Annotated in this window: 2 protein-coding genes; both read left to right on the forward strand. The window is 69.7% G+C overall.

The annotated features are described in order from the left end of the window. Complete coding sequence (locus tag AC1TXO_RS10785) at positions 1 to 12903, forward strand: amino acid adenylation domain-containing protein (RefSeq protein WP_486406291.1); 12903 nt, start codon at positions 1 to 3, stop codon at positions 12901 to 12903. Then, the gene (locus tag AC1TXO_RS10790; protein ID WP_486406292.1) at positions 12900 to 24302 is read left to right on the forward strand and encodes an amino acid adenylation domain-containing protein; all 11403 of its coding nucleotides are present in this window, start codon (positions 12900 to 12902) and stop codon (positions 24300 to 24302) included. Before AC1TXO_RS10785 ends, AC1TXO_RS10790 begins: the two co-directional genes overlap by 4 nt. The last annotated feature ends 56 nt before the right edge of the window (positions 24303 to 24358 follow it).

The raw sequence follows: 24358 nt of genomic DNA on the forward strand, positions 1-24358 counted from the left end.
ATGCGCTTCAGCGAACTGATGGCTGTGCTCTCCACCCGTGCGATCCGACTCCAGCGTGACGGCCAGGACTTGGTGGTCGATGGCGACGACGATGCCCTGGACGATGCCCTCTGGGACGCACTGGCCGCGCACAAGCCGGCGCTGCTGGAGATGCTCGCCAGGCACAACGACGACTGGCTGAGCCCGGCCTTCAGGATCACCCCGCAGATGCTGCCGCTGGTCGAGCTCGACCAGCAGGCCATCGACCGTATCGTCGCCAGCATTCCCGGTGGTGCCGCCAATGTGCAGGACATCTACCCCCTGGCGCCGCTGCAGGAGGGCATGCTCTACCATCACCTGTCCGCCGACGCTGGCGATCCCTACCTGTTGCAGGCGCAATTGCGCTTTGCCGACCAGGCGCACCTGGACGCCTTCGCCCAGGCCCTGGACTGGGTGATCTCGCGCCACGACATCCTGCGCACCTCGATGTACTGGGAGCGCCTGGATGAGCCGGTGCAGGTGGTCTGGCGCGAGGCGCCGCTGGGGCGTGAGGAACTGCTGCTGCCAGGCCAGGACGAGCCGCTGACGCAGTTGCGCGTGCTGCACGATACCCGTCATTACCGCCTCGACCTGCGCCAGGCGCCGCTGCTGCGCCTGGTGCACGCCCGTGGCGCCGGTGAGGAAAGGGTGGCCCTGCTGCTGTTCCACCACACGGTGATGGACCACACCGCGCTGGATATCGTACGCCGCGAAATCGGCGCCTGGCTGGCCGGCGATGCCGCGCGCGTCGGGCCAGCCGTGCCGTTTCGCAACCTGCTGGCCCAGGCGCGCCAGGCCCTGGACGTCCCCGCGCACGAGGCGTTCTTCGGCGCGATGCTGGCCGACATCGACGAGCCGACCCTGGCCTTCGGTGTGGCCGAAGTCGATGGCGCGTCGGTGGAGGACGCCCGCATCACGCTCGACCGCGCGTTGAGCCTGCGCCTGCGCGCCCAGGCCCGACGCCTGGGCGTAAGCCCTGCAGCCATCGCCCACCTGGGCCTGGCGCGGGTGCTGGGCCAGGTCTCGGGCCGCGAGTCGGTGGTGTTCGGCACCGTGCTGCTCGGCCGCATGGAAGCCGGCGAGGGTGGCGAACAGGCACTGGGCATGTTCATCAACACCTTGCCGTTGCGCATCGACGTAGGGCCGCAGAGTGTCCGCCAGGGCCTGCAGAGCACCCACACGCGCCTGACCGGCGTGCTCGGCCACGAACAGGCGCCCCTGGCCCTGGCCCAACGCTGCAGTGCGGTGGCGGCGCCGACGCCGCTGTTCAACACGGTGCTCAACTACCGCCACAGCGATGCCGGCGATGCGGCCGATGTCATCGACATCGCCCCGGGCATCCAGGTGCTGGGCGCCGAGGAGCGCACCAACTACCCGTTGACGATCAATATCGACGACCTTGGCGAAGACCTGCGCATCACCGCGCTGGCCGGTGGCGGGCTCGGCGCCCGGCGCATCGCTGGTTACCTGGCACGGACCCTCGAACAACTGGTCGAGGCCCTGGACCACGATCCTGGCGCCCCACTGAACGGGCTCGACATTCTGCCGCCAGACGAGCGCGAGCAGCTGATCCACGGTCACAACCGACCCTTGCTGGAATTCGCCCTGACGCCGCTGGTGCACCAGCGCTTCGAAGCCCACGCCCAGGCGCGGCCCGATGACACCGCGCTGATCTTCGAGCAGCAGAGCCTGAGCTACGGCGAACTCAACCAGCGCGCCAACCAGCTGGCCCACCGCCTGATCGAAATGGGCATCGGCCCGGACGACCGCGTGGCGATCTGCGTCGAGCGTGGCCTGGGCATGCTGGTCGGGCTGCTTGGGGTGCTCAAGGCCGGCGCCGGCTATGTGCCCATCGATCCCGCCTATCCCGCCGAGCGCATTGCCTTCACCCTGGCCGACAGCGCCCCCCGGGCGATCCTCACCCAGGCCGACAGCCTGGCGCTGCTGGGCGAGGTGACGGCGCCGGTGATCGACCTCGACGATCCGACGCTGCACCAGCAAGCCAGCAGCAACCCGCTGGTCACCGGCCTGCTGCCCTCGCACCTGGCCTACGTGATCTACACCTCCGGTTCCACCGGCCTGCCCAAGGGGGTGATGGTCGAGCATGGCAACGTCTCGCGGCTGTTCTCGGCCACCCACGACTGGTTCGCCTTCAACCGCCAGGACACTTGGGCGCTGTTCCACTCCTTCGCCTTCGACTTCTCGGTCTGGGAGATCTGGGGGGCGCTGGCCTTCGGGGGGCAACTGCTGATCGTGCCGCAGCGCATCAGCCGCTCGCCGGACGAGTGCTACGCCTTGCTCTGCCGCACCGGCGTGAGCATCCTCAACCAGACCCCAAGCGCTTTCCGCCAGTTGATCGCCGCCCAGGCGCGCAGCGAGCTGCAGCATTCCCTGCGCCAGGTGATCTTCGGCGGCGAGGCGCTGGAGCCGGGCCTGCTCAAGCCCTGGTATGCGCGCATCGGCAATGCCGGCACGCGCCTGGTCAACATGTACGGCATCACCGAGACCACCGTGCACGTCACCTACCGGCCGCTGCAGGCGGCCGATGCCCAACTGGTGGGGGTCAGCCCCATCGGCTCGCGGATCCCCGACCTGCAACTGTACGTGCTCGACGCCCGCCGCCAGCCGGTGCCTGCCGGTGTCACCGGCGAGCTGTACGTGGGCGGTGCCGGGGTCGCGCGTGGCTACCTGAACCGCGAAGCGCTGAGCGCCGAGCGCTTCATCGCCGACCCGTTCAACCCCGGCGGGCGCCTGTACAAGACCGGCGACCTGGCACGCTGGGCCGCCGATGGCAGCCTGGACTACCTGGGGCGCAACGACGACCAGGTGAAGATCCGTGGCTTCCGCATCGAGCTGGGCGAGATCGAGGCACGCCTGGCGGCCTGTGACGGCGTGCGCGAGGCGGTGGTCATGGCCCGCCGCGACAGCACTGGCGAGCAGCGCCTGGTGGCCTACTGGCTGGCGGACCAAGGGGCCGAGCCGGATGCCGCCGCGCTGCGTGACGGCCTGTTGCGCCATTTGGCCGAGTACATGGTGCCTGCGGCCTTCGTGCGCCTGGAAGCCTTCCCGCTGACCACCAACGGCAAGCTCGACCGCAAGGCGCTGCCTGAACCTGAGGGCGAGTCTTTCGCCCGGCGTGCCTTCGAGGCGCCGTCTGGCGAGGTGGAGCAGCGCATCGCGGCAATCTGGCAACAACTGCTGGGCCTGGAGCAGATCGGCCGGCACGACAACTTCTTCGAGCTGGGCGGCCATTCGCTGCTGGCGGTCAAGCTGGTGGAGCGCATGCGCCAGCAGGAGCTGGCAGCCGACGTGCGCGTGCTGTTCGGCCAGCCGACCCTGTCGGCATTGGCGGCAGCAGTGAGTGCCGATCTGCCGGCGCAGGTGCCGGCCAACCGCATCGCGGCCGACTGCGTGCGTATCGAACCACAGATGCTGGCGCTGGCCGACCTCGGCCAGGACGACATCGACGCGCTGGTTGCGTGCATCCCCGGCGGTGCGGCCAACGTCCAGGACATCTACGGCCTGGCGCCGCTGCAGCAGGGCATCCTCTATCACCATCTGGCCAGCGTCGGCGCCGACCCTTACGTGCTGCGCGCACGTTTTGCCTTTGCCGGTGAAGCAGAGCTGCAAGGGTTCGTCACTGCGCTCGACGCGGTCATCGCCCGCCACGACATCCTGCGCACCAGCCTGCATTGGGAGGGCTTGGCTGAGGCGGTGCAGGTGGTGCACCGCCAGGCGCGGCTGCGCGTTGCCGAGCACGCCGACCTGCAGCGCCTGGACCTGACCTGCGCGCCGTTGATGCAACTGGTGCGTCATGACCAGGGTGAGCGCCTGCAGGCCACCTTGCTGCTGCACCATATCCTGCTCGACCACACCGCCGTCGAGCTGCTGGTGGCCGAGGTCGGTGCCGCACTGCAGGGCCAGCCGCTGCAGATCGACAGCGTGCCGTATCGCAATTACGTAGCCCGTGCGCGGCTGCAGGCCGACCCCGCCGCCGACGAAGCCATGTTCCGCGAACTGCTGGGCGACATCGATGCGCCCACGGAGGTGTTCGGCCTGCGCGACGTGCAGGGCGATGGCGTCGAGGTGATCGACAGCCACCTGGCACTCGACGCTGCCCTGGCCGGGCGCCTGCGGGTGCAGGCGCGCATGCTCGGGGTCAGCGTGGCCAGCCTGGTGCACCAGGCCTGGGGCCAGGTGCTGGCGCAACTGGGCGGGCGCAGCGAGGTGGTGTTCGGCACCGTGCTGCTGGGCCGCCTGCAGGGTGGCGCCGGGGCCGACCGGGCGCTGGGCATGTTCATCAACACCTTGCCCCTGCGGGTCAGCGTCGATGCCCTCGGTGCGGCCGAAGGCGTGCGCCGTACCCATCAGCGTCTGGCGCGGCTGCTCGGCCACGAGCAGGCATCGCTGGCACTGGCCCAGCGCTGCAGCGGCGTGCCGGCGTCCCAGCCGCTGTTCACCAGCCTGCTCAACTTCCGCCATAGCCGCGCCAAGGGCGCAGGCGATGGCCTGGGTTGGTCGGGCATCGAGTTGCTGGCCTCGCGTGAGCGCAGTAACTACCCCCTGGTGGTCAACGTCGACGACCTGGGCGAAGGCCTGGAGCTGACCGTGCAGGCCGTGCCGCAGGTGGACGGCGCGCAGGTCTGCGGGTTGCTGGGCAGTGCCCTGGCGAACCTGGTCGAGGCCCTGGAAACACTGCCGGAAAAACCGCTGCAGGCGCTGTCGTGCCTGTCGCCGGCGGCGCGTGCGCAGGTGCTGCAGGGCTTCAACGCCACGCATCGCGACTACCCGCGCGAGCAGTCGTTGCCGGCCTTGTTCGAGGCGCGCGCCGCGAAGACCCCGCAGGCCGTGGCCGTGGTCCACGGTGGGCGGCAGTGGCGCTATGCCGAGCTCGACCAGCATGCCAACCGCCTGGCCCGGCAGTTGCTGGAGCTGGGTGTGCAGGCGGGGCATCGGGTGGCGCTGCTGCTGCCACGCGGCTTCGACCTGCTGGCTGCGCAGTTGGCGGTGAGCAAATGCGCGGCGGTGTATCTGCCGCTGGACGCCAATGCCCCGGTCGAGCGCCAGGCCTTCATGCTCGACGACAGCCGCGCCACGCTGCTGCTGACCCACACCGACCAGCCGCAGGTCGGCAGCGCCCGCCGCGTCGAGCTGGACACCCTCGACCTGAGCGCCTGGCCGGCGCACGGCCTGGGCATCCCGGTGGATGCGCGGGCGGCGGCCTACATCATGTACACCTCAGGCTCCACCGGCCTGCCCAAGGGCGTGCTGGTGGCGCACCGCTCGATCGTGCGCCTGGTGATCAACAACGGCTTCGCCGCCTTCCAGGCCGACGACCGCGTGGCCTTCGCCTCCAACCCGGCCTTCGACGCCAGCACCCTGGAGGTGTGGGCGCCGCTGCTCAACGGCGGGCGCGTGGTGGTGATCGACCAGCACCAGGTGCTCTCGCAGCAGGCGCTGGGCCAGGCGCTGCTGGAGCACGACGTCACCGTGCTGTGGCTGACGGCCGGCCTGTTCCATCAATACGCCACGCATCTGCTGCCAGCGTTCCGAGCGCTGCGCTACCTGATGGTCGGCGGCGACGTGCTCGATCCGCAGGTCATCGCCCGGGTGCTGCGCGAAGGTGCCCCGGCGCACCTGCTCAACGGTTATGGCCCGACCGAAGCCACGACCTTCAGCACCACCCATGAAATCCTCGCGGTGAGCGAGGGGCCGATCCCGATCGGCCGACCGATCGGCAACAGCCGCTGCTATGTGCTCGATGCCCAGCGCCAGCCGGTGCCGGTCGGCGCAGTCGGTGAGCTGTACATCGGTGGCGACGGTGTGGCCCTGGGTTACCTGAACCAGCCGGCGCTGACCGCCGAGCGCTTCTTCGACGACCCCTTCAGCGAAGTGCCGGGGGCGCGCCTGTACCGCAGCGGCGACCTGGTCAGCTGGCAGGCCGACGGCACCCTGCGCTACCTGGGCCGCAACGACCAGCAGGTCAAGCTGCGCGGTTTCCGTATCGAATTGGGCGAGATCGAAGCGCGCCTGGCCGCCTGCGACGGGGTGCAGGAGGCCGTGGTGCTGGTGCGCGAGGACGTGCCGGGCGACAAGCGACTGGTGGCCTGGCTCAGTGCCCAGGGCGATGGCCCGCAGATCGCCGACCTGCATGCCCGTCTGCAAGGGCAGTTGCCGGACTACATGCTGCCGTCGGCCTACGTCCGGGTCGACCAGTGGCCGCTGACCGCCAACGGCAAGCTCGACCGCCGGGCCTTGCCGCAACCGGACTCGTCGGCGTTGGTCAGCCGCGATTTCGCCGCGCCCGAAGGGGAGGTGGAAGTCGCGCTGGCGGCGATCTGGGCCGAGGTGCTCAAGGTCGACCGGATCGGTCGCCACGATCACTTCTTCGAACTCGGTGGCCACTCGCTGCTGGCGGTGAGCCTGATCGAGCGCATGCGCAAGGCCGGCCTTGGCGCCGATGTGCGGGTGCTGTTCGCCCAGCCGACCCTGGCTGCGCTCGCCGCAGCCGTGGGCAGCGGGCGCGAGGTGCAGGTTCCGGCAAACCGTGTGCCGGCCGATGCCCGACAGATCACCCCCGAGATGCTCGTTCTGGTCGAACTGGAGCAGGCCGCCATTGAGCGCATCGTCGCCACGGTACCGGGCGGCGCCGCCAACGTGCAGGAGATCTACCCGCTCGCGCCGCTGCAGGAAGGCATTCTCTACCACCACCTGAGCGCCGCGCAGGGCGATCCCTACCTGCTGCAGTCGCGCCTGGCCTTCGACAGCCTCGAGCGCCTGCAGGCCTGGGCCGGTGCGCTGCAGCAGGTCATCGACCGGCACGACATCCTGCGCACTTCGCTGGTCTGGGAAGGGCTGGCACAGCCGGTGCAGGTGGTGTGGCGCCGGGCACCGCTGGAAGTGAGCGCGGTGACGCTGGACGGGGAAGGCGAGGTGGTCGAGCGCCTGCAGGCGCGTTTCGATGCCCGTCATCATCGCCTGGACCTGCAACAGGCACCGCTGATACGCCTGGTCTACAGCCAGGACCCTGGCAACGGCCAGGTCGTGGCGATCCTGCTGTTCCACCACCTGGCACTGGACCATACGGCCATGGACGTGGTCGGCGCCGAGATGCACACCCTGCTGTTCGGCGATGCGGCCAGCCTTGGCGCGCCGGTGCCGTATCGCAACTATGTGGCCCAGGCGCGCCTGGGCCAGGATACCACGGGCGCCGAAGCGTTCTTCCGCGACATGCTCGGCGATATCGACGAGCCGACCCTGCCGTTCGGCCAGCAGGACGTCCAGGGCGAGGGCCATGGTATCGACGAGGCGCACCTGGCCCTCGACGCCGCGCTGGCCCGACGTCTGCGTGAACAGGCGCGTGGCCTGGGCGTCAGCGCTGCAAGCCTCATGCACCTGGCCTGGGCGCGCCTGCTCGGAGTGCTGGCCAATCGCAGCGAGGTGGTGTTCGGCACCGTGCTGATGGGCCGCCTGCAGGGCGGCGAGGGCGCCGACCGGGCGCTGGGGGTGTTCATCAATACCCTGCCGTTGCGCGTCGACACCCAGGCGGCGGTGAGCGATGCCGTGCGGGCCACCCATGCCCGACTGTCGGCGCTGCTCGGCCACGAGCACGCCTCGCTGGCCATGGCCCAGCGCTGCAGCGGCGTGCCCGCCGGCCAGCCGCTGTTCAGCGCCTTGCTCAACTACCGGCACAGCGCTGCCGACGCCCCGCGTGATGGCGAGGGCATCTGGCAGGGCGTGCGCCTGTTGGGTGGCGAGGAGCGCAGCAACTATCCGCTGACCCTGAGCGTCGATGACCTGGGCGAGGGCTTCACCTTGAGCGTGCTGGCCCTGGCGGCCATCGGCGCCGAACGCGTTGCGCAGTGGATGGCCAACGGCGTCGCGCAACTGATCGAGGCACTGGAGCAGGCGCCGCGCACGCGGCTGGACGACCTGTCGGTGCTGGGGGCTGAAGAGCGTCAGCGCCTGCTGGTCGACTTCAACGCCAGCGCCCGTAGCTATGCACAGGGCCAGACCGTGCATGCTCTGGTCGAAGCCATCGCGGCCCGTTCGCCGCAGGCCCAGGCGGTGGTGCAGGCGGGCGAGGTGCTCAGCTACGGCGAACTCAATCGTGCCGCCAACCGCCTGGCCCATCATCTGATCGGCCTGGGCGTGCGCCCTGGCGCCCGGGTTGCGCTGTGCCTGCCGCGCACGCCGCAGCGCCTGGTGGCGATGTTGGCGGTGCTCAAGGCTGGCGCCGCTTATGTGCCGGTCGATCCTGGTTATCCGGCCGAACGCATCGCCTACCTGCTCGAAGACAGCGCGCCGGTACTGGTGCTGGCCGACTCGGCCCGGCACAGCCTGCCGCAGGGTGTCGCCCGCCTGGACCTGGACGGCCGCGACTGGCAGTCCGCCGCCGAGCACGATCCGCAGGTGCCCGGCCTGGATGCCACGGCGCTGGCCTACGTGATCTACACCTCCGGCTCCACCGGTCAGCCCAAGGGCGTGATGGTCGAGCACCGCACCCTGGCCAACCTGGTGCACTGGCATTGCGAGGCCTTTGCCGTGCAAGCCGGCAGCCAGACCTCCTGCGTGGCCGGTTTCGGCTTCGATGCCATGGCCTGGGAAGTCTGGCCGGCCCTGTGTGCCGGGGCCGTGCTGCACCTGCCGCCGAGCGCGCTGGGCAACGAACAGCTCGATGCCTTGCTCGACTGGTGGCTGGAGCAACCGCTGCAGGTCAGTTTCCTGCCCACCCCGGTGGCCGAGCAGGCCCTGCGCCGCGACCGCCAGCACTCCAGCCTGCGCACCTTGCTGATCGGTGGCGACCGCCTGCGCTCGTTCGAGCGCGATCCGGGCTTTGCCGTGATCAACAACTACGGCCCGACCGAGACCACCGTGGTCGCTACCTCCGGCCAGGTGCAGGTCGGTGGTGCGCTGCACATCGGTACGGCCATCGCCAACACCCGAGTCTACGTCCTCGACGAGCGTCGCCAGCCGGTGCCGGTCGGCGCGGCGGGCGAGCTGTACATCGGCGGCGATGGCGTCGCCCGTGGCTACCTGAACCGGCCCGAACTGACCGAGCAGCGTTTCGTCGCCGATCCGTTCAGCGAGCGGGCCGATGCGCGCATGTACCGCAGTGGCGACCTGGTGCGCTGGAACGCCGATGGCACCCTCGACTACCTGGGGCGCAACGACGACCAGGTGAAGATCCGCGGCGTGCGCGTGGAACTCGGCGAAATCGAGGCGGCCCTGGCCGCCCAGCCGGGCGTGATGGATGCGGTGGTGCTGGTGCGCGGCGAGCGCCTGCTGGCCTGGTTCACCGCTCACGGGCCGGTCGAAGGCCTGCGCCAGGCCTTGCAGGCCAGCCTGCCGGGACACCTGGTACCGCTGGCCTTCGTTCGCCTGGACGCCATGCCGCTGACCCGCCACGGCAAGCTCGACCGCAAGGCGCTGCCCGATCCTGATCCGGCCGACCTGCCAGTGGCAGCCTTCGAGGCGCCGCAGGGTGAGACCGAGCAGGCCATGGCCGCCGTCTGGGCTGAGCTGCTGGGCCTGGAGCGGGTAGGGCGGCACGACAACTTCTTCGAGCTGGGCGGACATTCGCTGCTGGCGGTCAGCCTGATCGAGCGCCTGCGCCAGCAAGGGCTGGAAGCCGATGTACGCCTGCTGTTCGGCCAGCCGAGCGTGGCGGCGCTGTGCGCGGCGCTTGGTCAGGGCCGTCAGGTCCAGGTGCCGGCCAACCGCATCCTGCCCGGCTGCAAACGCATCACCCCTGAACTGCTCAGCCTGATTGCGCTTGACCAGGCGGCCATCGACACCGTGGTCGCCAGCGTCCCGGGCGGCGCCGCCAACGTGCAGGATATCTATCCGCTGGCACCGCTGCAGGAAGGCATTCTCTACCATCATCTGAGCGCGAATGGCGCCGATCCGTACCTGCTGCAATCGCAGCTGCTGTTCGACAGCCTGGCGCGCCTGCAGGCCTTTGCCGCAGCGCTGGAAAAGGTCATCGCCCGCCACGATATCCTGCGCACCGCCGTGCTCTGGGAAGGGCTGGCGCAGCCGCTGCAGGTGGTGTGGCGTCACGCTGAACTGCCACTGATCGACCTGGACGCAGCCGCCGGGCAGCGCTTCGACAGCCTGGCGCTGAACCAGGCGCCGCTGGTGCGCCTGCTGTATCGCCAGACTGGGGCGCGAATCGAAGCGACCTTGCAGTTCCATCACCTGGTGCTCGACCACACTGCACTGGACGTGGTGCGTGCCGAGATGCTCGGCTATCTGCACGGCCTTCACGAGCCGACCGAGGCGGCGGTGCCTTACCGTAACTACGTGGCCCAGGCACGCCTGGGCGTCAGCGAAGCGGAACACGAGGCTTTCTTCCGCGAGCAGTTGGCCGACATCGACGAGCCGACCCTGCCGTTCGGCCTGCGCGACATCCAGGCGGACGTGCGCAGCATCGAGCAGGCCCAGGTGCACCTGGACCCGGCCCTGAACCAGCGCCTGCGCAGCCAGGCCCGTCAGCTCGGGGTCAGCACGGCGAGCCTGCTGCACCTGGCCTGGGCACGCCTGCTGGGCAGCGCCAGCGGCCGCGACAGCGTGGTGTTCGGCACCGTGCTGCTGGGACGCATGCAGGGTGGTGCCGGCAGCGGCCATGGCCTGGGCATGTTCATCAACACCCTGCCGCTGCGGGTGGACCTGGCCGGGCTTGGCGTGCGTGAGGGCGTACGCGCCACCCATGCCTGCCTGACGGCCTTGCTGACCCACGAACATGCCTCGCTGGCCCTGGCCCAGCGGTGCAGTGGCGTGGTCGCCCCCCTGCCGCTGTTCAGCGCCATGCTCAACTACCGGCACAGCGCCGGGGCCGCCGAAACCGAGGCGCAGCGCCAGGCCTGGCAGGGAATCGAGACCCTGGCCAGCGAGGAACGCACCAACTACCCGTTGAGCCTCAACGTGGACGACCTGGGCGACGGCCTGCGCCTGACCGTGCAGGTGCTGCCAGCGATAGGGGCCGCGCGGGTTTGCGGGCAACTGCAACAGGTGCTGGCCGGCCTGGTGGATGCGCTTGAGTCCCGGCCCGACCTGCCGCTCGACCAATTGCCCGTGCTGGAGCAGGGCGAGCGTCAGCGCCTGCTGGTCGGCCTCAACGACACCGCCGTGGACTACGATCTGCAGCAGACCGTGCATGGGCTGATCGAGGCCCAGGTCGAGCGTACCCCCGAGCGTATCGCCCTGATCGCCGAGCGCATCCAGCTGAGCTACCGCGAGCTGAACGCCGAGGCCAACCGCCTGGCGCATCACCTGATCGCGCTGGGGGTCAGGCCGGATGATCGGGTGGCCATCTGCGTCGAGCGCGGGCTGTCGATGGTGGTCGGCCTGCTGGCGATCCTCAAGGCGGGCGGCGCCTATGTGCCGGTCGACCCGGACTACCCGGCCGACCGCATCCGCCACATGCTCACCGACAGCGCGCCGCTGGCCGTGCTGGGGCATGCTGCAACCCGCGAGCTGCTGGCGGCGTTCGATGCACCGCTGGTCGACCTCGACCGGCCGACCTGGCAACAGCTTTCCAGCGCCAACCCCCAGGTCGCCGGGCTGACGCCGCAGCATCTTGCCTACGTGATCTACACCTCCGGCTCCACCGGCCTGCCCAAGGGCGTGATGAACGAGCACGCCGGGGTGGTCAACCGCCTGCTCTGGACCCAGGACGCCTACGGCCTTGGCAGCGATGACGTGGTGCTGCAGAAGACCCCGTTCAGCTTCGACGTGTCGGTGTGGGAATTCTTCTGGCCGCTGCAGACCGGTGCGCAACTGGTCATGGCCTGCCCAGGTGGCCATCGCGACCCGCAGTATTTGCAGGAAGTGATCGCCGAGCGCGGCGTCACCACGCTGCATTTCGTGCCGTCGATGCTAGATGTGTTCCTCGCCCATGGCCAACCACAGGCAGCGGACCTCAGGCGCGTGCTGTGCAGCGGCGAGGCACTGCCCGGCAGCCTGGTGCGGCGCTTCAAGGCACAGCTGCCGAGCGTCGAGCTGCACAACCTGTACGGCCCGACCGAGGCGGCGGTGGACGTCAGCGCCTGGCACTGCGCCGGGCCGCTGGAGCAGACCCCGGACAACACGCCGATCGGCAAGCCGATCGCCAACACCACGCTGTACGTGCTCGACGCCCAGGGCCAGCCGGTGCCGCAAGGCGTTGCCGGTGAGCTGTACATCGGTGGCGTGCAGGTTGCCCGTGGCTACCTGAACCGCGAGCAGCTGAGCGCCGAGCGCTTCCTCGACGATCCGTTCGGCAGCCGCCCCGGCGCGCGCCTGTACCGCACCGGCGACCTGGCCCGGCACCTGGCCGACGGCACCCTGGAGTACCTGGGGCGCAACGACGACCAGGTGAAGATCCGCGGCCTGCGCATCGAGCTGGGCGAGATCCAGGCCTGCCTGACCCGCATCGCGGGGATCAAGGAGGCCGTGGTGCTGGCCGTGGAGCAGCGTCTGGTGGCCTATTACACCGGGGTTGCACAACCTGTGGAGCATCTGCGTCGGCAACTGGCGGCGCAATTGCCCGAGTTCATGGTGCCGGCGCTGTTCATGCACCTCGATGCCTTGCCGCTGAGCCCCAACGGCAAACTCGACCGCAAGGCGTTGCCGGCGGCGGTGATTGCCGATACGCGGCCCTACGAAGCGCCGCAAGGCGACACCGAGCGACTACTGGCCAGGCTCTGGTGCGAACTGCTGGGCGTCGAGCGGGTAGGGCGGCACGACAACTTCTTCGAACTGGGCGGCCACTCGCTGCTGGCGGTGACCCTGACGGCCCGTCTGCGTCAGGAGGGCCTGGAGGCCGATGTGCGCGCACTGTTCGAACAACCGACCCTGGCAGGCTATGCAGCCATCACAGACAGAATGGAGATCGTCCTGTGAGCATCAACGAACTATTGGCGACACTGTCGGCCAACGATATCCAGCTGGCACTCAAGGATGGCCAGCTGGTGGTGCAGGGCAACCGCCAGGCACTGACCGATGCCAGCCTGGTGGCGCGCCTGCGCGAACACAAGCCGGCGCTGATCGCGCTGATCGAGCGCGGTGAATACGTTGCCAGGGCGGGCAATGCCGCCGCCCCGGACAACGCGATTCCGGCCGGCTGCAGGCAGATCACCCCGGCGCTGCTCAACCTGGTCGAGCTCGACCAGGCCGCCATCGATGCGCTTGTCGGGCAGATCCCCGGCGGTCACGCCAATGTGCAGGACATCTACCCGCTGGCACCGTTGCAGCAGGGCATCCTCTACCATCATGCCAGCGCCGAAGGCAGCGACCCCTACGTGATGCAGTCGCGCTTCGCCTTTGCCAGCCAGGCACACCTGCAGGCGTTCGTCGCAGCGCTGCAGGCGGTGATCGACCGCCACGATATCCTGCGCACCTCGGTGCATTGGCAGGGGCTGGAGGCGCCCGTGCAGGTGGTCTGGCGCCAGGCCCGCCTGCAGCTGTGCGACGGCCCGCAGCTGGACGAGCGCATCGACCTGACGCAGGCGCCGCTGATCCGCCTGCATGGCGCGCCCGCCGACGCGCAGGGTCGCGTCGAAGCCACGTTGCAGTTCCACCATATCGCCATGGACCACAGCGCCCTCGACGTGGTGCGTCACGAGATGCAGGCCGTGCTGCGCGGCGACGGCCACCTGCTGGGCGCACCGGTGCCGTTTCGCAACTACGTGGGCCAGGCCCTGCTTGGTGTCAGCCAGGCGCAGCACGAGGCGTTCTTCCGCGAGCAACTGGGCGATATCGTCGAGCCGACCCTGGCCTACGGCCTGCAGGATGTGCAGGGCGACGGCAGTGCGCCGCACGAGCAAAGCCTGACTTTGTCGCCGGCCCTGTGCGACGGCCTGCGCAGCCAGGCGCGCGTGCTGGGCGTGAGCCTGGCGAGCCTGTTCCACCTGGCCTGGGCGCGGGTGCTCGGTGGCCTGACCGGGCGCGAGCAGGTGGTTTTCGGCACCGTGCTGATGGGGCGCCTGATGGGCGCCGAAGCCAACGACCGGGCGCTGGGCATCTTCATCAACACCCTGCCGCTGCGGGTCGACCTGGCCGAAACTGAGCTGGTCGCGGCGATCAAGGCCACCCACCAGCGCCTGACCACCCTGATGCGCCACGAACATGCGCCCCTGGCCTTGGCCCAGCGTTGCAGCGGCGTGGCCGCGCCGACACCGCTGTTCAACGCCTTGCTCAATTATCGCCACAGCGCGCCGGTCGCCGACGACCAGGCGCGTTCGGCGTGGGAGGGCATCGAGGTGCTGGCCAGCGAGGAACGCACCAACTACCCGTTGACCTTGAGCATCGACGACCTGGGCGATGCCCTGCGCCTGACCTTGCTGTCGACCGCCGAGGTGCCGGCCGGGCGGGTCTGCGCCTACCTGGAGAAGACCCTCGAGAGCCTGGTGCAGGCACTCGGGCACAGCACAGGGGCCAGGGTCGGGCAGCTCGACATGCTGCCCGCCGACGAGCGCGCCTGGCTGCTCGAGACTTTCAACGCGCGCCATGGCGAACGCGAAACCACGCTCACCGTGCACCAGCGCATCCAGCGCCAGGCCTGGCAGCAACCCGAGGCCGTGGCGGCCACCCATGCGGGCCTGACGTTGAGCTACGGGGAACTGGAGCACCGCGCCAACGCCCTGGCCCAGCGCCTGGTGAACCTGGGGGTCCAACCCGAGGACCGCGTGGCGATCCTGGCCCGTCGCGGCCTCGACACCCTGGTCGGCCTGCTGGCCGTTCTGAAGGCCGGTGCGGGCTACGTGCCCATCGACCCGGCCCACCCCGACGAGCGCATTGCCTACCTGCTCGACGACAGTGCCCCCACAGCGGTGCTGACCCTGGCCGACCTGCGTCCACGCCTGGGGCAGTGCGCCGTACCGGTGATCGAGCTGGACCGCAGCGACTGGCCGTCGAGCGAGCACGCGCCGCAGGTCGCCGGCCATGGCGTCGGCAACCTTGCCTACGTGATCTACACCTCAGGTTCCACCGGCCTGCCCAAGGGCGTGATGGTCGAGCACCTGAGCCTGAACAACCTGATCGACTGGCACTGCCGCGCCTTCGACCTGTGCCAGGGGCGCCACACCTCGAGCCTGGCCGGCTTCGGATTCGACGCCATGGCCTGGGAAGTCTGGCCGGCCCTGTGCGCCGGGGCGACGCTGCATATCGCACCGCCCGGCGAGCAGGGCGAGGACATCGATGCGTTGCTCGCCTGGTGGCGCGGCTGCCCGCTGGATGTCAGCTTCCTGCCCACCCCGGTGGCCGAGTATGCCTTCAGCCACCAGCTCGACCACCCGACCTTGCGCACCCTGCTGATCGGCGGCGACCGCCTGCGGCAGTTCAACCGCCATCCCGGCTTTGCGGTGGTCAACAACTACGGCCCGACCGAGACCACGGTGGTCGCCAGTTCCGGCGCGATGGAACCCGGTGGCGTGCTGCACATCGGCGGGCCGGTCGACAACACCCGGCTCTATGTGCTCGACGCCCAGCACCAGCCGGTGGCCCTGGGCGTGGCGGGCGAGCTGTACATCGGTGGCGCCGGCGTCGCCCGCGGTTACCTCAACCGCCCGCAACTGACCGCCGAGCGCTTCCTCGACGACCCGTTCAGCGCAACGCCTGGAGCGCGCATGTACCGCACCGGCGATCTGGTGCGCTGGCTGGCCGACGGCACCCTCGACTACCTGGGGCGCAATGACGACCAGGTGAAGATCCGTGGCGTGCGCATCGAGCTGGGCGAGATCGAAAGCCGCCTGGCGACACTGCCGGGCATCAACGAGGCGGTGGTGCTGGCGCGCGAGGACCAGCCTGGGCAGCCACGCCTGGTGGCCTACTTCACCGGCCAGGAGCAGGTCGAGGCGGCCACCCCGGCGCAACTGCGAACGCAGTTGCAGGCGCACCTGCCCGACTACATGGTACCGGTGGCCTTCGTACGGCTGCAGGCGCTGCCGCTGACCGCCAATGGCAAGCTCGACCGTCGTGCCTTGCCGGCACCGACCCGGGTCGACCTGTTCGAGCGCAGCTACGAGGCGCCCCAGGGCGAGCTGGAACAGACCCTGGCGCAGATCTGGCAGGCCTTGCTGCAGGTCGAGCGGGTCGGTCGCCACGATCACTTCTTCGAACTGGGCGGCCATTCGCTGCTGGCCATGCGGCTGGTGGCGCAGGTCCGTCAGCGGCTGGGGGTGGAGCTGGCACTGGGTACACTGTTCGCCCAGGCGGAGCTGGCGGCGATGGCCGAAGTGGTCGCAGGCGCTGCACGCAGCGAACTGCCGCCGGTGCTGGCGGTGCCGCGCGAGCATCCGCTGCCGTTGTCGTTCGCCCAGCAGCGCCTGTGGTTCCTGGCGCAGATGAACGGTGCCAGTCAGGCCTACAACATTCCCTTGGCGCTGGAGCTGCGTGGCGCGCTGGACAGCGAGGCGCTGGCGCAGGCGCTGGCGGCCTTGGTCGAGCGCCACGAAGCCCTGCGCAGCGAATTCTTCGAAGCCGACGGCCAGCCGCAGGTGCGGGTGTCCGGGCAACGCCTGGTGCTGCAGCGCGAGTCGCTGCCAGGCGCGAACGAGCCGTCCCTGCGGGCACTGGCGCGCGAGGAGGCGGCGCGGCCATTCGCACTGGGCCACGAGCTGCCGGTGCGTGCCCGGCTGTTGCAGGTCGCCGCGAATCATCACGTGTTGCTGCTGACCCTGCACCATATCGTCGCCGATGGCTGGTCGATGGGGGTGCTGACCCGCGAGTTGAGTGCGCTGTACCAGGCCCTGAGCACGGGCCGCGAGGTTCCGCTCGAGCCGCTGGCGATCCAGTACGGCGACTACGCGGTGTGGCAACACCGCTGGCTGCAGGGCGAAGCGCTGCAGCGCCAGGGCGAGTTCTGGCGCACGCAGCTGGCCGGCGCACCGGCGTTGCTGAGCCTGCCCACCGACCGCCCGCGCCCGTCGCGCCAGGACTATGCCGGCGACAGCGTGCGCATCCGCCTGGATGCGCGGCTGGCCGACGACCTCAAGGCCTTGTGCAAGCGCCACGCGGTAACGCCGTTCATGCTCTTCATGGGCGCCTGGTCGGTACTGCTGGCGCGCTTGTCCGGGCAGGCCGAGGTGGTGGTCGGCACGCCGGTGGCCGGCCGTCGGCAGGCCGAGGTCGAAGGGCTGATCGGGCTGTTCGTCAACTCCCTGGCCGTGCGCCTGGACCTTGCCGATGCACCCGACGTTGCCACCTTGCTGGCGCGGGTCAAGGCCCAGGTGCTGGCCGCGCAGGAGCATCAGGACCTGCCGTTCGAGCAGGTGGTGGACCTGCTCAGGCCGCCGCGCAGCCTGGCCCACACGCCGCTGTACCAGGTGACGCTGGAGTGGGAGGGCGGCCATGACTTCGCCGCCGGCCTGGAGGGCTTGAGCCTGCGTAATCTCGGCGAAGGCCAGGGCTTTGCCAAGTTCGACCTGAGCCTGAGCCTGGGCGAGACCGCCGAGGGCTTCGGCGGGGCATTGAGTTATGCCTCGGCCTTGTTCGACCGCGCCACGGTCGAGCGTTATTGCGGTTACCTGGAGCAACTACTGTGGGCCATGGCCGGCAGCGACGGTGCCGTGCTGGCCAACGTCTGCCTGCCACAGGCGCAGGAGCGTCGGCGGTTGTTGCTCGACTACAACGACACCGCCGTGGACTATGATCTGCAGCAGACCGTGCATGGGCTGATCGAGGCCCAGGTTGAGCTCACTCCCGAGCGCATCGCCTTGCGTGCCGAGGCCGGGCAGTTGAGCTATCGCGAGCTGAACGCCGAGGCCAACCGCCTGGCGCATCACCTGATCGCGCTGGGGGTCAGGCCGGATGATCGCGTGGCCATCTGCGTCGAGCGCGGGCTGTCGATGGTGGTCGGCCTGCTGGCGATCCTCAAGGCGGGCGGCGCCTATGTGCCGGTCGACCCGGACTACCCGGCCGACCGCATCCGCCACATGCTCACCGACAGCGCGCCGCTGGCCGTGCTGGGGCATGCTGCAACCCGCGAGCTGCTGGCGGCGTTCGACGCACCGCTGGTCGACCTCGACCGGCCGAGCTGGCAGCAGCTTTCCAGCGCCAACCCGCAGGTCGCCGGGCTGACGCCGCAGCATCTTGCCTACGTGATCTACACCTCCGGCTCCACCGGCCTGCCCAAGGGTGTGATGAACGAGCACGCCGGGGTGGTCAACCGCCTGCTCTGGACCCAGGACGCCTACGGCCTTGGCAGCGATGACGTGGTGCTGCAGAAGACCCCGTTCAGCTTCGACGTGTCGGTGTGGGAATTCTTCTGGCCGCTGCAGACCGGTGCACGGCTGGTCATGGCGCGCCCGGGCGGGCACCGCGACCCTGGCTACCTGCGCCAGCTGATCGCCGACGAAGCCGTCAGCACCCTGCATTTCGTGCCGTCGATGCTCGATGTGTTCCTCGCCTATGGCGATGCCGAACCCGCCGCGTTGCGACGTGTGCTGTGCAGCGGCGAGGCGCTGCCCGGCAGCCTGGTGCGGCGCTTCAAGGCACAGCTGCCGAGCGTCGAGCTGCACAACCTGTACGGCCCGACCGAGGCGGCGGTCGATGTGAGCGCCTGGCACTGCGCCGAGCCGCTGGAGCAGACCCCGGACAACACGCCGATCGGCAAGCCGATCGCCAACACCACGCTGTACGTGCTCGACGCCCAGGGCCAGCCGGTGCCGCAAGGCGTTGCCGGTGAGCTGTACATCGGGGGCGTGCAGGTTGCCCGTGGCTACCTGAACCGCGAGCAACTGAGCGCCGAGCGCTTCCTCGAAGACCCGTTCGGCAGCCGCCCCGGCGCGCGCCTGTACCGCACCGGCGACCTGGCCCGGCACCTGGCCGACGGCACCCTGGAGTATCTGGGGCGCAACGACGACCAGGTGAAGATCCGCGGCCTGCGCATCGAGCTGGGCGAGATCCAGGCCTGCCTGACCCGCATCGCGGGGATCAAGGAAGCCGCCGTGCTGGCCCTGGACCTGCCACCGGCCGGCAAGCGTCTGGTGGCCTATTACACCGGTGCCGAACACAGCACCGAGGCGTTGCGCGCGCAATTGCAGGTGCAGTTGCCCGAGTTCATGGTGCCGGCGCAATTCGTGCACCTCGACACACTGCCGCTGAACCCCAACGGCAAGCTCGACCGCAAGGCGCTGCCGGTGCCGGCCGTCGAAGCCTTGCAGAGCCGCGCCTACCAGGCCCCCGAAGGCGACACCGAGCAACTGCTCGCCGAACTGTGGGGTGAACTGCTGGGGCTGGAGCGGGTAGGGCGGCACGACAACTTCTTCGAACTGGGCGGCCATTCGCTGCTGGCGGTGACCCTCGTCGCGCGCCTGCGCGGTCGTGGCCTGGCGCTGGACATCCAGGGACTGTTCAGCGAGCCGGACCTGGCCGCCCTGGCCCTGACCGTCGCGCCCCTCGACCAGGTACAGGTGCCGGCCAACCGCATCGGCGCCGACTGCCAGCGCATCACTCCAGAGCTGCTGCCGCTGGTCGAACTGTCCCAGCAGGCCATCGACCGTATCGTCGCGCAGGTCGTTGGCGGCACCGCCAACGTGCAGGACATCTACCCGCTCGGCCCGCTGCAGGCAGGCATGCTCTATCACCACCTGGCCCACGAAGAGGCGCCGGCCTATGTGCTGGAAGCGCGCTTCCTGCTGGCTGACCGTAGCCGCCTGCAGGCCCTGCACCGTGCCCTGGACCAGGTGATCGCGCGCCACGACAGCCTGCGCACGGCGTTGCACTGGGACGGCCTGGCCGAGCCGGTGCAGGTGGTCTGGCGCCGTGCGCCGTTGCAGGTGGTGCAGGCTGGCGACCTTGCCGACCCGCGCCGCTTCGACCTGACCCAGGCACCGCTGCTGCGCCTGGTGCATCACGCCGAAGCTGCCAGCGGGCAGATCAGTGCCACGCTGCTGTTCCATCACCTGGTGATGGACCACGTCGCCCTCGACGTACTGCGCAACGAGCTGCAAGCCTGCCTGCTCGGCCAGGTGGATGCGCTGCCGGCAGCGGTGCCCTACCGCAACTACATCGCCCAGATGCAGCGCGGTGCCGGTGACACGGCCCATGAAGCCTTCTTCCGCGAGCAACTGGCGGACATCGACGAGCCGACCTTGCCCTACGCCGGCCATGCGGCGCCGCACCAGCATGCCGTGGCACAGCACCAGCAGCGCCTGGACAACGACCTGAACCTGCGCATCCGCGAGCAGGCGCGGCGGCACAACGTCAGCGCCGCCAGCCTGATGCACCTGGCCTGGGCCCAGGTGCTCGGCCAACTGAGCGGGCGCGACAGCGTGGTGTTCGGCACCGTGCTGCTCGGGCGGCTGCAGGGCGGCGAGGGCGCCGAGCGTGCCCTGGGGGTGTACATCAACACCTTGCCGCTGCGTCTGGACCTGGCCGGGCAACCCGCCCGGGCTGCGCTGCAACAGGCGCACCAGCGCCTGACCGGCCTGCTCGCCCACGAGCACGCACGCCTGGCACTGGCCCAGCGTTGCAGCGGCCTGCCTACCGGTGCCGCCTTGTTCAACGCCTTGCTCAACTATCGCCACGGCTCGATGGCCAGGGTGGCGGTGACCGAGCGCTCGGCCTGGGACGGTATCGAACTGGTCGAGGCCCGGGAGCGCAGCAACTATCCGTTGGCACTGAGCGTCGACGACCTGGGACAGGCGTTCGAGCTGACCGCGCAAACCGCGCCGGGGATCGATGCGAAGCGCCTGTGTGCTTACCTGGAGCAGGCTGTGCGCGGGCTGTTGCAGGCCCTGGAGGATGATGCCAGCGAGGGGCTGGAACGCCTCTCGGTGCTGCCGGACGCCGAAACCCGGCGTCTGCGCGAAACCTTCAACGCCACTGCGCGTGACTACCCGCGCGATCTGCCGGTGCATCGCCTGTTCGAACAGCGGGTGGCGCGTCATCCTCTGGCCGTGGCGGCGCGGCACGGCGTGCGCACGCTCACCTATGGCGAGCTCAACGAGCAGGCCAACCGTCTGGCCCATTACCTGATCGAGCAGGGCGTGCAGCCGGGCGATCACGTGGCGATCCTGTTGCCGCGCTCGCTGGAACTGCTCCAGGCCCAGTTGGCGGTGGCCAAGTGCGGCGCGGCCTACGTGCCGCTGGACGTGCAGGCGCCGGCCGAACGCCAGGGCTTCATGGTTCAGGATTGCGACGCCGTGGCGCTGATCTGCCAGAGCACGGCGGCCCTGGAGTACCGCGCCCGCCGCATCGACCTGGACCGCCTGGACCTGGACCGCCAACCCGGTCACAACCCCGGCCTGGCGCAGGGTGGCGACACGGTGGCCTATGTCATGTACACCTCCGGCTCGACCGGTACGCCCAAGGGCGTGCGCGTGGCCCATCGCGGTATCGCCCGGCTGGTGCTCAACGACGGTTACGCCGACTTCACCGATCAGGACCGCATCGCCTTCGCTTCCAACCCGGCCTTCGATGCCAGCACCATGGATGTGTGGGGCGCCTTGCTCAACGGTGGCCAGGTGCTGGTGATCGACCCGGCCACGCTGCTCGATCCGCTGCGCCTGGGCGCGGCGCTGGCGGAGCAGGGGGCGACGGTGCTGTTCGTCACCACTGCGCTGTTCAACCAGTACGTGCAGATGATCCCCGATGTGCTGGCAGGGCTGCGCGTGCTGCTGTGCGGGGGCGAGCGGGCCGATCCGGCAGCCTTCCGCAGCCTGCTGGCGCAGGCCCCGCACCTGCGTCTGGTGCACTGTTACGGCCCCACCGAAACCACCACCTACGCCAGCGCCGGGCAGATTCGCGAAGTGCCGGCCGATAGCGAGCTTGTGCCGATCGGTCGGCCAATCGGCAGCACCCAGGTGCATGTGCTGGATGCGCACCTGCGCCCGGTACCGCTGGGGGCGGTGGGTGAGCTGTACATTGGCGGCGACGGTGTGGCGCTGGGCTACCTCAACCGGCCACAGCTCACTGCCGAGCGCTTTGTCGATGATCCATTCAGCGGGCAACCGGGCGCGCGCCTGTACCGTACCGGCGATCTCGGTCGCTGGCGCGACGACGGCCAGCTGGAGTGCCTGGGGCGCAACGACGACCAGGTGAAGATCCGCGGCTTCCGCATCGAACTGGGCGAGGTCGAGCAGCACCTGGCGCAGTGCCCGGGCATTGGCGAAGTGGTGGTCATGGCCCTGAACCTGACGCAGGGTCCGGCGCAACTGGTGGCCTGGTTCACCCGTGAAGACCCGCAGCTCGACGGGGCCGGTGTGCGCAGCTGGCTGCAGGCACGCCTGCCCGAATACATGGTGCCGTCGGCCTGTATCGTGCTGGAGGCGTTGCCGCTGACCAACAACGGCAAGATCGACCGCAAGGCGCTGCCGCAGCCGGCCCTGCAAGACCTGGCCGAGACCCGCTACGAGGCGCCGGTCACGGCGCTGGAGCAGCAGCTTGCACAATGCTGGGCGCAGGTCCTGGACATCGGCCAGGTGGGGCGCCATGACAGCTTCTTCGCCCTCGGCGGCCACTCGTTGCTGGCCATCCGCCTGGTGGGCCTGCTGCGCGAGCAGGGGCTGCAGGTGTCGCTGGCCGAGCTGTTCGAGCATGCCAGCGTGGCGGCGCTGGCCGAGCACCTGCAGGCCGGCACTGCGGGCAGCGACCTTGTGTGCGTACGGGCCGGGGGTGATGCGCCTGCGTTGTTCCTGATCCACGAGTTCAGCGGCATGGACTTCTACTTCCCGGTACTGGGCCGGCAACTGGAGGGTGACTTCCCCATCTATGGCGTGCCGGGTCTGGCCCTGGGCCAGGCGCAGCCCGATACCCTCGAGGCGCTGGCCCGGGCGCAGCTCGAACGCATTCGCCAGGTCCAGCCGCAGGGGCCGTACCGGCTTGCCGGCTGGTCGTTCGGCGGTGTGCTGGCCTATGAAATTGCCGCGCAGTTGCTGGGGGCGGACGAGCAGGTCGAGTTTCTCGGCCTGATCGACACCTGGCAGCCACGCCTGGTCGACCAGGGCAAGGCCCGCTGGCAAGGCCCGCGCCTGTTGCAGCAGCAACTGCTGCTGCACTGCGCCGGTCACTGGCAAGGGCTGGGCGCGGCGGGGGCGTCGCAACTGGCCAGGGTCGATGCCCTGGATGACGGCCAGGCCGACTTCGCCACCTTGCTGGCGGCCTGCCGCGAGCAAGGGCTGCTGTATGCGGAGCTGGCCTCGGCAAGCGACGAGGAGCTGCAGCAGTTCTTCGAGCGCGAGATCGCCCATGGTCACGCCATGGCCCATTATCGTCCCGAGCCGCTGGGCATCGCTATCCACCTGTTGCGTGCCGAACAAGGGGCTGAGCGTCATGCCGAGCAGCCGAGCCTTGGCTGGGAGCGCACGGTGGCGGCTGGTCAGTTGCACTGCATCGCAGTGCCGGGCGACCACCTGAGCATGATGCAGGCACCGCACGTCCAGGTGCTGGGCCGAGTGCTGGGCGAGGCCTTGCAGGCCGCCCGCGCCGGGATCGGTGAAGCCGCTGCGCCGGCCTACCAGCCGTTGGTGGCGATCCAGAGCGGGCAGGGTGGACATGCCCCGTTGTTCTGCGTGCCGGGTGCCGGCGACAGCGTGACCAGCTTCATCGGCCTGGCCGAGGCGCTGGGCAGCGATTGGCCGGTGTATGGCCTGCAATCACGCGGGCTCGATGGCAGCGCCACCGCGCACAGCAGCGTCGAGGCAGCTGCAGCCTGTCACGCCAGGGCGATCGAGGCGCTGTATCCGCAGGGGCCGTTGAACCTGGTCGGGCACTCCTTCGGTGGCTGTGTCGCGCATGCGCTGGCGGTGCGCCTGCAGGCGCTGGGGCGCGAGGTGCGCTCACTGACCTTGATCGACAGCGAGTCGCCTGGTGGCAACAGTGTCTGCGGCCGGCCCTACACCGCAACCGCAGCGCTGGAGCGGCTGATCGAGTCGTTGCAGTTGTCCAGCGCACGCGCGCTGGACATCGACCGCCAGGCCTTCGCCGCGCTGGATGACGAGCAACAGCTCGAGTGCCTGCACCAGGCCATGGTACGGGTCGGGCTGATGCCGGCGCGCTCCACCGCCAAGGCGCTGCATGGCATCGCCCGGACCTTCTCCAGCGCCTTGCGCACGCCTTACCAGGCACAGCCCGGCTACCGTGGCCCGGTGAGCCTGGTGCTGGTGGCCGACGCGACCCTGGATGCAGCCGGCAACCAGCGCGAGCAGGCGGCGATGCTTGCCGGGTGGCAGCGCCTGCTGCCGCAACTGGCGGTGTGGCATGGGCCGGGCAACCACTTCAGCATCCTCAAGGCACCGGATGTGTTCAGCCTGGCCGCCTGGTGGCATGACGGCCAGGCACTGCAGCGGGTAACTCACTGATTTGGCGCGGGCCCTGCGCGATGGCACGCAGGCCTTTGGAACGGATGAACGAGCAT

The sequence above is a fragment of the Pseudomonas sp. FA117 genome (genome assembly GCF_057370475.1).

Coding starts and splice junctions, on each gene's coding strand:
- AC1TXO_RS10785 (WP_486406291.1), top strand. CDS start 1: ATGCGCTTCAGCGAACTGATGGCTGTGCTCTCCACCCGTGCGATCCGA.